This is a genomic window from Enterobacter sp. BRE11 (assembly GCF_031844285.1).
Classification (GTDB): domain Bacteria; phylum Pseudomonadota; class Gammaproteobacteria; order Enterobacterales; family Enterobacteriaceae; genus Pantoea.
The window spans coordinates 206406-219710 of sequence record NZ_JAUZUX010000004.1 but is presented as its reverse complement, the minus strand read 5'-3'; the positions used below and the strand labels follow the sequence as shown (position 1 = coordinate 219710).

Annotated in this window: 14 protein-coding genes and 2 tRNA genes; 6 read left to right on the top strand and 10 right to left on the bottom strand. The window is 61.2% G+C overall.

All coding sequences use genetic code 11. The features are described from left to right. Positions 1-26: 26 nt before the first annotated feature. Entirely contained in the window at positions 27-683 is a 657-nt protein-coding gene (gene yccA, locus Q9R34_RS06265) for an FtsH protease modulator YccA (protein ID WP_434124587.1), read from the bottom strand. 219 nt (positions 684-902) lie between these two features. Between yccA and Q9R34_RS06260 the strand changes: the two genes are divergently transcribed. The 3 genes from Q9R34_RS06260 (at position 903) to agp (ending at position 3024) form a co-directional block, all read left to right on the top strand. Further along, positions 903-990 (top strand) — tRNA-Ser (locus Q9R34_RS06260). Between the two features lie 67 nt (positions 991-1057). Continuing rightward, positions 1058-1145: transfer RNA gene (locus Q9R34_RS06255), tRNA-Ser, on the top strand. Between the two features lie 241 nt (positions 1146-1386). After that, complete coding sequence (gene agp / locus Q9R34_RS06250; protein ID WP_485892810.1) at positions 1387-3024, top strand: bifunctional glucose-1-phosphatase/inositol phosphatase; 1638 nt, start codon at positions 1387-1389, stop codon at positions 3022-3024. A gap of 56 nt (positions 3025-3080) precedes the next feature. On the opposite strand, the gene Q9R34_RS06245 is transcribed toward agp, so the two are convergent. From Q9R34_RS06245 to wrbA, 3 genes are read right to left on the bottom strand one after another with little or no spacing between them, the layout of a single operon-like run. Continuing rightward, positions 3081-4454 carry an NAD-dependent succinate-semialdehyde dehydrogenase gene (locus Q9R34_RS06245; RefSeq protein WP_485892808.1) on the bottom strand — a complete coding sequence of 458 codons (1374 nt, stop codon included), beginning with the start codon at positions 4452-4454 and terminating at the stop codon, positions 3081-3083. Between the two features lie 51 nt (positions 4455-4505). After that, the gene (locus Q9R34_RS06240) at positions 4506-4736 is read right to left on the bottom strand and encodes a YccJ family protein (protein ID WP_033751138.1); all 231 of its coding nucleotides are present in this window, start codon (positions 4734-4736) and stop codon (positions 4506-4508) included. Between the two features lie 20 nt (positions 4737-4756). Then, entirely contained in the window at positions 4757-5356 is a 600-nt protein-coding gene (wrbA, locus tag Q9R34_RS06235) for an NAD(P)H:quinone oxidoreductase (RefSeq protein WP_434124591.1), read from the bottom strand. 153 nt (positions 5357-5509) lie between these two features. On the opposite strand from wrbA, the gene Q9R34_RS06230 reads away from it, so the two are divergent. After that, positions 5510-6430 carry a DMT family transporter gene (locus tag Q9R34_RS06230; RefSeq protein WP_485892807.1) on the top strand — a complete coding sequence of 307 codons (921 nt, stop codon included), beginning with the start codon at positions 5510-5512 and terminating at the stop codon, positions 6428-6430. On the opposite strand, the gene rutG is transcribed toward Q9R34_RS06230, so the two are convergent. The 6 genes from rutG to rutA are packed head-to-tail and all read right to left on the bottom strand — an operon-like array spanning position 6418 to position 11331. Further along, the gene (rutG, locus tag Q9R34_RS06225) at positions 6418-7743 is read right to left on the bottom strand and encodes a pyrimidine utilization transport protein G (RefSeq protein ID WP_485892806.1); all 1326 of its coding nucleotides are present in this window, start codon (positions 7741-7743) and stop codon (positions 6418-6420) included. The two genes, Q9R34_RS06230 and rutG, sit on opposite strands and share 13 nt — an antisense overlap. Positions 7744-7785: 42 nt before the next feature. Next, positions 7786-8310 (bottom strand): NADH-dependent FMN reductase RutF, encoded by a 525-nt coding sequence (rutF, locus tag Q9R34_RS06220; protein ID WP_434124594.1) that lies wholly within the window; start codon positions 8308-8310, stop codon positions 7786-7788. A gap of 10 nt (positions 8311-8320) precedes the next feature. After that, the gene (gene rutD, locus Q9R34_RS06215; RefSeq protein WP_434124595.1) at positions 8321-9124 is read right to left on the bottom strand and encodes a pyrimidine utilization protein D; all 804 of its coding nucleotides are present in this window, start codon (positions 9122-9124) and stop codon (positions 8321-8323) included. Further along, on the bottom strand, positions 9124-9519 hold the full coding sequence (rutC, locus tag Q9R34_RS06210) for a pyrimidine utilization protein C (protein WP_434124596.1): 396 nt from the start codon (positions 9517-9519) through the stop codon (positions 9124-9126). The genes rutD and rutC overlap by 1 nt, the downstream gene beginning before the upstream one ends. A gap of 4 nt (positions 9520-9523) precedes the next feature. Further along, positions 9524-10243: a pyrimidine utilization protein B gene (gene rutB, locus Q9R34_RS06205; RefSeq protein WP_434124597.1), complete on the bottom strand. Its 720-nt coding sequence runs from the start codon at positions 10241-10243 to the stop codon at positions 9524-9526. Continuing rightward, positions 10243-11331 (bottom strand): pyrimidine utilization protein A, encoded by a 1089-nt coding sequence (rutA, locus tag Q9R34_RS06200; RefSeq protein ID WP_434124598.1) that lies wholly within the window; start codon positions 11329-11331, stop codon positions 10243-10245. Before rutA ends, rutB begins: the two co-directional genes overlap by 1 nt. Before the next feature lie 306 nt (positions 11332-11637). Here rutA and rutR point away from each other — a divergent pair, with 306 nt between their 5' ends. Continuing rightward, complete coding sequence (gene rutR, locus Q9R34_RS06195) at positions 11638-12273, top strand: HTH-type transcriptional regulator RutR (RefSeq protein ID WP_434124599.1); 636 nt, start codon at positions 11638-11640, stop codon at positions 12271-12273. Positions 12274-12315: 42 nt separating this feature from the next. Continuing rightward, complete coding sequence (locus Q9R34_RS06190; protein ID WP_485892804.1) at positions 12316-13290, top strand: metal-dependent hydrolase; 975 nt, start codon at positions 12316-12318, stop codon at positions 13288-13290. Positions 13291-13305 lie beyond the last annotated feature (15 nt).

Sequence of the window (13305 nt, the reverse complement as noted above, 5' to 3'; positions counted from 1 at the left end):
TGTAAGGCTATCTACATGCGAGGCAACTAGTCGTTGCGGGCAAAGCCCAGAATGCTCAGCAGGCTGATAAAGATATTGTAGAGCGAAACGTAGAGGCTAACGGTAGCGCGGATATAGTTGGTCTCGCCGCCGTGAATAATATTGCTGGTTTCCCACAGGATGGCACCGGCGGAAAAGAGAATAAACAGCGCGCTGATTGCCAGATGCAGGGCAGGCAGCTGCAGGAACAGATTGGCGACGACCGCCACCAGCAGCACCACAAAGCCCGCCATCATCATCCCGCCAAGGAAGGACATATCGCGGCGGGTAGTGAGCACATAGGCCGAGCAGCAGAAGAAGACCAGCGCCGTGCCGCCTAACGCCAGCGCAATCACATCAGCCATGCCTGCGGCTAAAAACGAGCTGAGGATCGGGCCCAGGCAGTAGCCGAGAAAGCCGGTGAAGGCGAAGGCCGCTACAATCCCCATCGGGCTGTCAGCCAGTTTGTGGGTAAGGAACATCAGGCCGTAGAAACCCACCAGCATTAAAATCAGTCCTGGACCAGGCAGGCCCAGCACGGTGCTCGCGGTGGCGGTCACGGCGGAAAACGCCAGCGTCAGGCCGAGCAGGAAATAGGTATTGCGCAGCACCTTATGGGTGCTGAGCAGCGATGTGCGTGAAGACGAGGAAATAATTCTGTCCATAATGCGCTCCTTTATCAGAACACGAGGTTTGCGCTGAGAATACGCAGCGGGGGCAAAACGGGAAAGGCGTTTTACCCTTCTTTACGCGATAAATCGCTGTTTCTCTGAGCGGAATGGCGATTTCGCCAACGAATAACACCATTTTGGCTGTTTTTCAGGCGAATGAATTCGTACAGGCTTTACATCCTTCGGGGGGATGTTTATAGTGCGCCTCATTGCGGAGGGGTGGCCGAGTGGCTTAAGGCAGCGGTCTTGAAAACCGCCGATGGGAAACCATCCGAGAGTTCGAATCTCTCCTCCTCCGCCACTTTCCTGCTCAGGCAGGAACAGGCAATGCGGCAACGTCGTTTTGCCGATGTGAAAAGCATCACCCCGGAGGGATGGCCGAGCGGCTTAAGGCAGCGGTCTTGAAAACCGCCGATGGGAAACCATCCGAGAGTTCGAATCTCTCTTCCTCCGCCACACCAGACAGGCCAGCACAATGTGCTGGCCTGTTGCATTTCTGCCTTCCAGTTTCTACTGGTACGGTACCGCGCTTTACAGGCTGCTTTCGGCCCGCTCTGCTATAGTCCATTCAGGTTTTTACAAACATCGGGCGCATTTCGCGGCCAGCTTGAGTTACACTGTGGGCCACTATGCTCTGATCAGAGCTAATCGGTTGATAGCCAGAGTGTTTCTCTACTGAATAAATGGAATAGGCACAATGATCAAGAAACTGAGTCTTTGCGCACTGTCGGTGCTCGCCGCGCTGCCGATCGGCATGGCGGCCCAGGCGGCTGAAGGCGATATGCAGCTGCAGCAGGTACTGATGTTTAGCCGCCACAACCTGCGCGCGCCGCTGGCCGATAACGGCAGCGTGCTGGAACAGTCGACGAAGAAAAGCTGGCCGCAGTGGAGCGTGCCGGGCGGGCAGCTCACCACCAAAGGCGGCGTGCTGGAAGTCTACATGGGCAACTACACGCGTCAGTGGCTGGCGCAGCAGGGCCTGGTGCATAACGGCAGCTGTCCTGACAGCAGCAACGTCTTTGTCTACGCCAACAGCCTGCAGCGCACCGTCGCGACGGCTCAGTTCTTCGTTAACGGCGCGTTCCCCGGCTGCGATATCGCCGTCACCCATCAGGACGCCATGGGCACCATGGATCCGGTGTTTAACCCGGTAATCACCGATGACAGCGAAGCCTTTAATAAGAAAGCGCTGGCGGCAATGACGGCGGAAAACGAAAAGCTGGCGCTGAAGCCTGCGCTGCAGCAGCTGGATAAGATCGTCGATTACAAATCCGCGCCAGCCTGCAACAATAAAAAACAGTGCGACTTAAGCAGCGGTGACAATGTCTTCAGCGCCGAAAACGGCAAAGAGCCAAACGTCAGCGGTCCGCTGAAGGTCGGCAACTCGCTGATGGACGCCTTTACGCTGCAATATTATGAGGGCTTCCCGCTTGAGCAGGTCGCCTGGGGCCAGATCAAAACCCCAGAGCAGTGGAAAACGCTGTCGGCGATTAAAAACGGCTATCAGGATGCGCTTTTCACCAGTCCGGATATCGCGCGCGAAGTCGCCGCGCCGCTGGTGGACTACATCCGCAGCCAGCTGGTGGATGAGGACAAAGCCAACGCGCCGAAAATCACGCTGATGGTCGGACACGATTCCAACATCGCCTCGCTGCTGAGCGCGCTGCAGGTTAAGCCCTATGAACTGCCCGGCACCTGGGAAAATACGCCCATTGGCGGACAGCTGGTGTTTGAACGCTGGCATGATGCGAAAAACAACAAAGATCTGCTGAAGCTGGAATATGTCTACCAGACCGCCGATCAGCTGCGCGATGGTGAAGTGCTGAGCCTGAAGAATCCGCCGAAGCGCGTGACGCTGCAGCTGGAAGGCTGTCCGACCGACGGCAACGGCTACTGCAGCTGGGATCAGTTCGCTCAGGCGCTGAACGGCGCGCTGCAGGGCACGCCGATGGCGCCGGTCGCTCAGCCGACCGCGGCAGCGGCTGAAGATGCCGCTAAACCAGCGGAAAATAAACCGGCCGCCGGTAAAGCCGCTGCTGATAAAGCAGCGGCCGATAAGGCCGCCGCTGACAAAGCCGCCGCGGAGAAAGCCGCCGCGGAAAAAGCTGCCGCGCAAAAAGCGGCTGAAGCGAAAGCCGCAGAAGAGAAGGCGAAAGCGGCCGAGGAGAAAGCGAAGGCAGAGCGCGCCGCGGCGCAAAAGGCGGCGGCTGAGAAGGCGGCGGCCGATAAAGCGGCGGCAGACAAAGCCGACGCGGATAAGCCTGCTAACGCGACAGCGCAGAAGCCGGTGGAATCGGCGCAGAACAGCGACGCGAAACAAGCCGTCACCCAGTAAAACCAGCACTCATGAAAAACCCCGCCGCGGCGGGGTTTTTTTATGGGCCAGGCGGACTAGCCTGCCACCACCACCAGCTTCTGGTTGGCGAACTCTTTGATACCCAGGTCCGACAGCTCGCGGCCATAGCCTGAGCGCTTCACGCCGCCGAACGGCAGCTCGGCTGAGGTATCGCTCTGCGAGTTGATAAACACCATGCCGGTCTCGATCGCTGAGGCCAGTCGGCGTCCGCGCGCGCTGTCTTGCGTCCAGACCGAGCCGCCCAAGCCGTAGTGAGAGTCGTTCGCCAGCGCAACGGCGGCGTTGTCGTCGCCCACCACGTAAATCTGCGCCACCGGGCCGAAAAACTCCTCATAGTAGGCCGGATTATCCGGGCGGATATCGGTCAGGATCGTCGGCTGGAAGTAGCAGCCGACGCCCTCAACTGGCTTGCCGCCGATCAGCAGCGTTGCGCCGTTCTTCACCGCCTCGTCGACCTGCTTCGCAAGGCGATCGCGCGCCTCTCTGGAAGAGAGCGGTCCCAGCGTGGTCTGCTCGTCGAGCGGATCGCCCAGGCGCGCCGCCTTCAGCGCGGCGCTGAACTTATCGATAAAGGCGCTGGCGATCTTTTCGTGCAGAATAAAGCGCTTGGCGGCGGTGCAGACCTGGCCGCAGTTGCTGAGCCGCGCCTGCGCGCCCTGACGCACCGCTTCGTCGATATCGGCGTCGTCGAGCACGACGAAAACGTCGTTGCCACCCAGCTCCAGCGTCGATTTCTTCAGGTATTTGCCCGCCTGCTGCGCCACGGCGCTGCCGGCGCGTTCTGAACCAGTCAGAGCGACACCCTGCACGCGATCGTCGGCAATCAGTTCGGCGACCTGGTCGCTGCTGATAAACAGGTTAGTCCAGGCACCTTCCGGCGCGCCTGCCTCGATGACCAGCCTGGCAAACAGGTCGGCGCAGTGCGGCACGATATTGGCATGTTTCGCCAGCACCGGATTGCCCAGCGCCAGATTGGGCGCCAGCACGCGCATTAGCTGGTAATAAGGAAAGTTCCACGGCTCGACGGCGACCAGCACGCCGATGGGATGATACTCGACCCAGGCCTCGCCCAGTTCGCTGGGGTAGGGCTGCGGTTTCAGGATCTCTGCCGCATGGTCGGCGTAGTAGCGCGCGATCTGCGCGCAAATTTTCACTTCTCCACGGCTCTGACCAATCAGCTTGCCCATCTCTTTGCTGGCGATAGTAGCCAGCTCGTCAACCCGACTTTCAATCAAATCAGCCAGCCTGGCGAGCACCTGCAGGCGCGGCGCAATATCCCCTTTGCTCCACGACGAGTGGAACAGGCGATCGGCGGTTTCCAGCGCCTGGCTGACCGCAGCGGCATCGTGAGAAGGCCAGCTTTTCAGCAGCTGATTATTGGCGGGGTTAATGCTCTGATAGGAAGACATAGATTCTCCTTGGTCAGTCAAAAAGGTGAGGCGGGAAATCCCGCCTCGCAATCAGATATTTTTACGCTCTACCGGCGTGTCGTCCCAGGTCAGGACATCGGCTTCTGTTTTGTCAAAAGCGCGAAACAGCACTTCGTCATTGCCCTGCTGACGCCATATCTCTTCAGCCAGCTTCTCGTCGTAGTTCGCTACTTCGAAAATAGCCTCTGCGATCTCGGGAGAGGTGTGACGCAGCGTGGCCCATTCGCCCACGTGGTGTGCTTTCGCTTGATCGTTAGACATCATTTTCTCCTTAGTGAAACTTACCCTTTGAGTTTTACCGTTATGCCGGCAACGTGCTCGCCCTGGAAACGGGCGATATTAAGTTCTTCTTCCGAAGGCTGACGCGAGCCGTCGCCACCCGCCAGGGTGGAAGCGCCGTAAGGCGTGCCGCCGCGCGTCTGGGAAATATCAAACAGCTCTTTGGTGCCGTAGCCAATCGGCACGATCACCATGCCGTGGTGCGCTAACGTGGTCCAGACCGAGGTAATGGTCAGCTCCTGGCCGCCGCCGGTGCCGGTTGAGGTGAAGACGCTGGCAACCTTGCCGAACAGCGCGCCAGAGGCCCACAGGCCGCCGGTGCGGTCCCAGAAGGTGCGCATCTGGCCAGACATATTGCCGAAGCGCGTTGGCGTGCCGATCAGGATAGCGTCGTACTGCGGCAATATGTCCGGCGTGGCTTCCGGCGCCGCTTGGTCAGTTTTTCCGCCTGCCTGGGCGAACCGCTCGGCGTCCATGGTTTCCGGCACGCGCCGGATGTCGACCTCGACGCCCGAAACGCGGCGCGCGCCTTCCGCTACCGCGTTTGCCATGGTTTCGATATGTCCGTACATTGAGTAATAAAGCACCAGAATTCGGGCCATTGCGCGCTCCTCAGCATGTGAAAACCTAAGCAGAAGTATAGAAGAGCTTTTTGGCCCTGCGGCGAGATCGCAAAATTTGCGCTTTTTCTGATGCATTGCATTCAGGCCGCGACCTGCGCACAATGGCGCCCGTTAAATCGCTAAAGGTGAGATATGTCGGACGTTTCCCGCACCCTGACGCTGCGCGTTTCGCGCGAAGAGCTGGTGCTGATTTTGATTACCATGGTCTGGGGCGGCACCTTTCTGGTGGTGCATCGTGCGATGGCCGTTTCAGGGCCGTTCTTCTTCGTCGGCCTGCGCTTCGCTACCGCCGCGCTGATCCTCGCCTGCGTTTTTCGCCGCGCGCTGGCAGGCACCACACGTCAGGAGCTGATCGCAGGCGCGCTGATCGGCCTGTCGATTGCAGGCGGCTACGGCCTGCAAACCTGGGGCATGCAGACCATCTCCAGCAGCCAGTCCGCCTTTCTCACCGCGCTCTACGTGCCGGTAGTGCCGCTGCTGCAGTGGCTGTTTCTACGGCGGCCGCCGGGCGTGATGGCGTGGTGCGGCATACTGCTCGCCTTTCTCGGCCTGCTGCTGGTGGCCGGGCCGCAGGATGGCCGCATCAGCCTTAACCAGGGCGAAATCGCCACCTTGCTCAGCACGCTGGCAATTGCCGCCGAGATTATCCTGATTAGCCGTTTCGCCGGTCGGGTGGATGTGCGCCGCGTAACGCTGATTCAACTGGCGGTCGCCTCGCTGTGCGCCTTCGCCCTGATGGTGCCGAACGGCGAATCGATTCCTGCGCTCAGCCCGACGCTGCTGCTGAGCGCGCTGGGTCTCGGTGCGGCCAGCGCGCTGATTCAGGTCACCATGAACTGGGCGCAGCGCAGCGTTTCACCCACGCGCGCGACGGTAATTTACGCGGGCGAGCCGGTCTGGGCGGGTGTGGTAGGGCGCATCGCCGGAGAGCGACTCCCGGCGGCAGCCATTCTCGGCGGCGCGCTGATTGTCTGCGGCGTGATCGTCAGCGAGCTGAAGCTCAGGCGAAAAAAACGGCGCCAGAGGCGCCGCACAAATAATCATCCCTGCTGACGCGCCGCACGCTCCGCCAGCGGCGCGCCGCGTCGACGCAGAATCGCATTAAGCAGAATCGCGCCGAAAGTGGCCGTGCCGATGCCGCCCAGGGTAAAGCCGCCGATTTTCAGAGAAAAATCGCCTGCGCCCAGCACCAGCGTAGTGGCGACCATAATCAGATTGCTGTTCTGGCTAAAGTCCACATGGTTCTGCACCCAGATGCGCGCGCCCGCGACCGCGATCAGGCCGAAGACCACAATCGAGGCGCCGCCGATAACCGGCGCGGGAATCGCATGGATCAGCGCGCCGAATTTTGGTGAAAAGCCGAGGATCAGCGCAATCAACGCCGCCGCCACGAAGGCGAGCGTCGAGTAGACTTTGGTGACCGCCATCACGCCGATATTCTCCGCGTAGGTCGTGACGCCGCTGCCGCCGATCGCGCCGGAGATCATGGTCGCCATGCCGTCGCCAACAAAGGCGCGTCCCATCCAGGGATCGAGATTGCGACCGGTCATACCCGCGACCGCCTTGAGATGGCCGAGGTTTTCCGCCACCAGGATAATGGCCACCGGCGCGATCATCACCATCGCCTGAAGATCGAAGCTGGGTGCGGTGGTTTGCGGCATGCCGAACCACGCGGCCTGCGCCACGCCGCTGAAGTCGACCGGTTTGCCGAAGCCCAGCACGTTGGTCAACAGCGCATAAATCGCCCAGGCGACGATGAGCCCTACCAGAATCAGCAGGCGCTGCACCATCCCGTAGGTAAAGACCGCCACCAGCCCGATGGCGAGCACGGTCATTACCGCCATCCAGCTGTCGAAGCCAGAAGCCGCCACGCTGTGCACCGCGATGGGCGCCAGGTTCAGCCCAATCGCCATGACCACGGCGCCGGTAACTACCGGCGGCATCAGGCGTTCGATCCAGCGCGTACCCACCTTCATCACCAGCAGGCCGATAAGCATATAGAGCGCGCCGCAGGCGATGACCCCGCCGAGTGCGACGCTGAGATGGGGATTAAGTCCCTGCCCGTTGAAGCCGGTTACGGCGATGACCACACCGACAAAGGCCGCGCTGGAGCCCAGATAGCTCGGCACGCGTCCGCCGGTGATAACAAAAAAGAGCAGGGTGCCGATGCCTGACACCAGGATCGCCAGATTGGGATCCAGCCCCATCAGCAGCGGCATCAGCACGGTGGCGCCGAACATCGCCACCGCATGCTGCAGGCCGAGGATCGCCGTTTGTCCAAACGGCAGCGTCTCATCCGGGGCGATAAGCCCGCCGTCTGATACCGCCGACTTTTTACGCCATTGAGGAAACCAGGAACTCGCCATCGTTATCTCCAGAAAGAGTGGTATCAGGCCGCGCAGGGCGGATTAGCGGGCGTCCTGCCGCGGCAAGGGGAGGTAGCCGCGATCGAACCAAGCCAGCCCGTGCATTTCATTGCTAAACCTCAGCGCCAGCACTTCGCAAAACAGCACGTCATGGGTGCCGACCGGCGTAATGTCGCTGATGCGGCAGTCGAACGAGACCAGCGCCCCCTCCAGCACGGGCGAGCCTGTCACCGCCGTGCGCCACTGCGCCGCCTGAAAGCGCGCTTCCATCGGCGTTTTGCCGCCGAACAGGCCTGAAAGCGCTTCCTGACCGGCCGCCAGGGTATTGACGCAAAGCTGACGGTTGGCGTCGAAGACTGACCATACCGAGGCTGAACGATTCAGGCAGACCAGCAGCGTCGGCGGCGTATCGGTGACGCTGCACACCGCGGAGGCAGTAAAACCTGCGCGGCCCGCCGGGCCATCGGTGGTGATGATATTTACGGCGGCGCCAAGGCGCGCCATGCCGTCGCGAAAGGCCTGCTTCTCTACGAGCGCGATCTCAGGCGTAAGGGTAAGGGTGCTCATCGTTATCTCCTTAGCTCGCCGCGCGCTGCGGCGCGGCTTCGCTCCTGTTAAGCCACTGCAGCAGCAGCGAATTGAATCCGTCGGCGTCGGTGACGCTCATGGCATGTCCGCCCCAGGACATGGCGATCTGCTGCGCATTGGGCAGCGCCGCGGCTAACTCCCCGTTGCAGCTCCAGGGCACCAGCATGTCGTCCTGGCTACAGATCGCCAGCACCGGCTGCTGAATGCGCGCGGCCAGCGAGGTGAAGTCGGCGCGCATCAGGGCGTCCAGGCGCAGCAGCAGGTTATCGCGCCCCTGAAAATGGGCGAGATGCGCCGCCTCTTCTTCGGCAAGGCGCGGCTGATGCTGCGCCATCCACTCCGCCGGATAGAGAAACAGCGGCTGCGCGCGCACGAAGGCCTCGACGCCCACCTTGAGCAGCAGGTCTTGCCGCACCTGAAAGCAGCGTCGCGTATGGGGATGCAGCCGCAGCCAGCCGTTGATGACCGCCACGCGCTCAATGCGTTCCGGATAATCGAGCGCCAGCTGCAGCCCGACAAGGCCGCCGAGCGCGTGACCGATGAGGCCAAAGCGCCTGATACCGCGCTGCGCCAGCGCCTCGGCCAGTTCGGCCGCCATCATCGCCATCGAATAGTCGGCGGGCAGCGGCTGCGCGCTACGGCCGGTGCCGCGCTGGTCGTAAACCACCACGCGATAGCATGCGCTCAGCGCCGCCAGCTGCGGCTGCCAGAAACCCGCTACGCCGCCGAGGCCGGAAGCCAGCACCAGCGTCGGTGCCGCGGGATCCTGCCGTCCCAGTATCTCCAGATGCATTACGCCTCCCCCCTGCCGATATGCGCCACGCTGGCGATCTCCACCAGCGCGTCGGGCTTCACCAGACCGCACTGAATGCAGAAGCGCGCCGGTTTATCCCCGGCAAAGTATTCCGCGTAAACCGCGTTAATGGCGGCGTAATTCTGCCAGTCGGTAAGAAAGATTGAGTTAAAGGTCACGTCGTCAAGCGTGCCGCCCGCGGTTTCAATCACGCTTTTAATGGTTTCCAGCACGTGGCGCGTCTGCGCGGCAGCGTCGCCGACATGCACCACATTATTCTCTTTATCGAACGGCAGCGTGCCGGAGACATAGACCACGCCGTCGGCCAGCGTGCCCGGGACGAAAGGGGCGATAGGCGTGGCGGTGCCCGGAGGAATAATCACAGACTTCGGCATAGCGTTACTCCTTATGACCTTGCAGGCTTTCGCAGAAGGCGTCGACGCTGGAGACCCAGCCGAAAAAGGTTTCGATATTGAAAATCGCCGCCTGCTGGGCGAAGGGCGGACCCGCCTGGTAAGTGGCGTCTTCCAGCACCACGCCAAAATATTCAAGGAAAAAGCCGTCGCGCAGCGTCGATTCCACGCAGACGTTGGTGGCGATGCCGGTAAAGATCAGATGACGGATGCCGCGGCTGCGCAGCATGCTGTCGAGCGGGGTGTTGAAAAAGCCGCTGTAGCGCGGTTTCGGCAGCACGATATCCTCTGGCTGTGGCTGCAGCGCGTCCACCAGCTGATAATCCCAGCCGCCTTTGGCCAGCAGCGAACCCTGCAGCTCAGGACGTTTGCGCATGGTTTTCAGGGCGTTGGATTTATGAAAATTCGGCGAACCGGCGTCGCCCGCTTCGACATACTGGTTGTCCCAGCCGTTCTGGAACCAGACGATCTGCACGCCCGCCGCGCGCGCGGCGGCGACCGCCTGCGCAATCTTCTCGATCACCGGCGTCGTGGCGGAGACGTCGAAGCCAGCCAGGTCAAGATAGCCGCCGGGCGTGGCGTAGGCGTTCTGCATATCGACCACGATCAGCGCGCTTTGCGTGGGCGGGAAAGCGATCGCTTCCGGGCGCGCAGGCAGCTCAACCTGCGGCAGCGCGGCAGTATGGGCGCAGTAAACGGTACTCATCAGGCCACCTCTCTGTTGTCATTGATCTCGCTGCGACACTGCATCAGCGGCTGGATATGCTGACCAAACTCTTCGATGCCCTGCAGGAAGTCGTCGAAGGTGAGCAGCACACCCTCGGCGCCTTCAACCTGCGCCACCTCATCCAGCATGCGCGCGACGTTAGCGTAAGAGCCGACCAGCGTGCCCATATTGATATTGACCGCGGAAGTGGGATCGGCCATCTGGCGCACGTTGGTGTCGCTGCCGGAACGCTTGTCCTGCTGACTCTGCGTGGTCAGCCAGGCAAGCGCCTCTTCGTCGGCGCCCGCTTTGTAATGTTCCCATCTGGCGCGTGCCGCCTCGTCGCTGTCGGCGGCGATAATCATAAACAGCACGTAGGAGCCGACGTCGCGGCCCGCCTTCTCTGCCGCCTGCTTCATGCGCGCGGCGGTGGGGGCGAAGGCCGCTGGCGTGTTGACCCCTTTGCCGAAGCAGAAGTTGTAGTCAGCATGCTGTGCGGAAAAGGCCATGCCTGCGTCGCTCTGACCGGCGCAGATCACCTTCATTGGCTTCTGCGGCTGCGGGCTGACCCGGCAGTCGTTCATGGTGAAAAATTCGCCTTTGAAATCGGACTGGCCGCTGCCCCAGAGATCGCGCAGCACGGTAACGTACTCCGTCAGGTAGTCGTAGCGGCGGCTAAAGTAGTCATCGCCGGGCCAGATGCCCATCTGCTCATACTCCGGCTTCTGCCAGCCGGTCACCAGGTTAACGCCGAAGCGGCCGCCGGAGATGGAGTCGATGGTGGAGGCCATGCGCGCCACAATAGCGGGCGGCAGCGTTAGCGTGGCGGCAGTGGCGTAGATCTCTATACGCGAGGTCACGGCGGCGAGGCCTGCCATCAGGGTGAAGGATTCAAGGTTGTGATCCCAGAATTCGGTTTTGCCGCCAAAGCCGCGCAGCTTGATCATCGAGAGCGCAAAGTCGAAGTGGTAGCGCTCTGCCTTTTGTACGATCGCCTTATTCAGTTCGAACGTCGGCTTGTACTGCGGAGCGTGGGTAGAAATCAGCCAGCCGTTGTTACCAATCGGAATAAAAACGCCAATTTTCATGTCAAACCCTCTTTGCCAGGTGATAAATGATGTGGTGCGCTGCGCGGCATCCTGCGTCATCCCTGATGGCGGCGCTTGCTGACAAATTTGCAAAGGTTGTGCCACAAAATAAAAAGATATATTTAACAGAAGGTTAAATATTACAGGCCAAAGAAAAGTGGAACGGCTGGTCCGTTATGGACCAGCTGGTCAAAAATCTCTGCACGTTTTGCAGGCAGGCTGAACAAAAAAGGTGCAGCGTCCAGGTTGGGCAGGGGTGAGCGGCTTTGCTATGATGCCAGTACGCTTAAGGAATGAGGTAACGCTGTGAAAACCGATGAAAAAAAACCGACGCGACGTTCGCGCGCCACTGCGGCGAAACGCGCCGCTATTCTGGAGGCCGCGCTGGCGCTTTTCTCTCAGTTTGGTATTCACGGCACGCGTCTGGAGCAGGTCGCCGAGCGCGCTGACGTCTCGAAAACCAATCTGCTCTACTATTATCCTTCGAAAGAAACGCTCTATATCGCCGTGCTGAAAGAGATCCTCGACGTCTGGCTGGCGCCGCTGCGCGCGCTGCAGCACGATATGGATCCGCTTAGCGCCATACGCCGCTATATCCGCCTCAAGCTTGAGGTATCGCGCGATCATCCGCAGGCGTCGCGCCTCTTCTGCCTGGAGATGCTGCAGGGCGCGCCGCTGCTGAAAGGGGAGCTGGCGGGCGATCTCAAACAGCTGGTGGACGATAAGGCGGCGATTGTCGAGCGCTGGATTAATGAAGGGCGGCTGGCGGGCGTGCAGCCACAGCATCTCTTTTTTATGCTGTGGGCGGCGACGCAGCACTATGCGGATTTCGCCAGCCAGGTCGAGGCGATTACCGGGCAGACCCTGAGCGATCCCCAGTTTTTTGATGAAACGGTCGAAAACGTGCAGCGCATGATTATCGAAGGGATCCGCGTGCGCTAATTTCCCGGCGGCTGGTGCCGTCGCTCTGTCACGGAGTTATCGATGGATTCTGTTTCGCAACTGCTGTTGGGCGCGTCGGTCAGCGTCGCGGCGATGGGGCGCCGGACGCCGCTCTGGCAGGCGGCGGCGGTAGGCGCCGTTTGTGGCACGCTGCCCGATCTCGATGTGTTTATCGATCACGGCGACGCTATCCGCAATATGACGCTGCACCGCACCGAGAGCCATGCGCTGCTGTGGCTGACGCTGGCCTCGCCGCTGCTCGCCTGGCTGATCGCAGGCCTGTTCCGGCGCGGAGTAAGCTGGCAGCAGTGGTGGCTGGCGATTTGGCTGGCGCTGATTACCCATCCGCTGCTGGATCTGATGACGGTGTACGGCACGCAGCTTGGCCTGCCGCTCACCGATCACCCCTTTGCCATCGGCAGCATCTATATCGTCGATCCGCTCTATACGCTGCCGCTGCTCCTCTGCCTCGCGGTCGCGCTGCGGCGCGGCGGCGCCAGCGGTCTGCGCTGGAATCGCGCTGGATTAACCCTGAGCACGCTCTATCTCGCCTGGAGCGTGGCGATTCAGGGCGTGGCGGGCTGGCAGATCAGGCAATCGCTGGCGCAGCAGAAGCTGCCCGACGAGAAGGTACTGGTGACGCCAACCGCATTTAACACGCTGGCGTGGCGCGCGGTGATTATTGATGGCGATCGCTATGGCGAAGCCTGGTGGTCGCTGCTGTCGCCGACGCGGCCGCTGCAGATCCACTGGCAGCCGCGACACACGGCGCTGTTCGCGCCGCTGAAGGGCAGCTGGTATGCGGAGCGCGTCGCCTGGTTCAGCCACGGCTTCTATGCGCTGCGCGAGCAGGAGGGGCAGACGATTATTGCCGATTTGCGCATGGGGGAAGCGGGGCGTTATACCTTTACCTTCGGGCTGGGCACGCCGCAGTCGCCCGCTGCGCATCCACAAAGGCTACCCGTCGCGCGGCCCTCGCTGGAACAAAGTTTTAAAGATATCAGGGAGCGTTTGTAAAAACGGGCGTCCGCC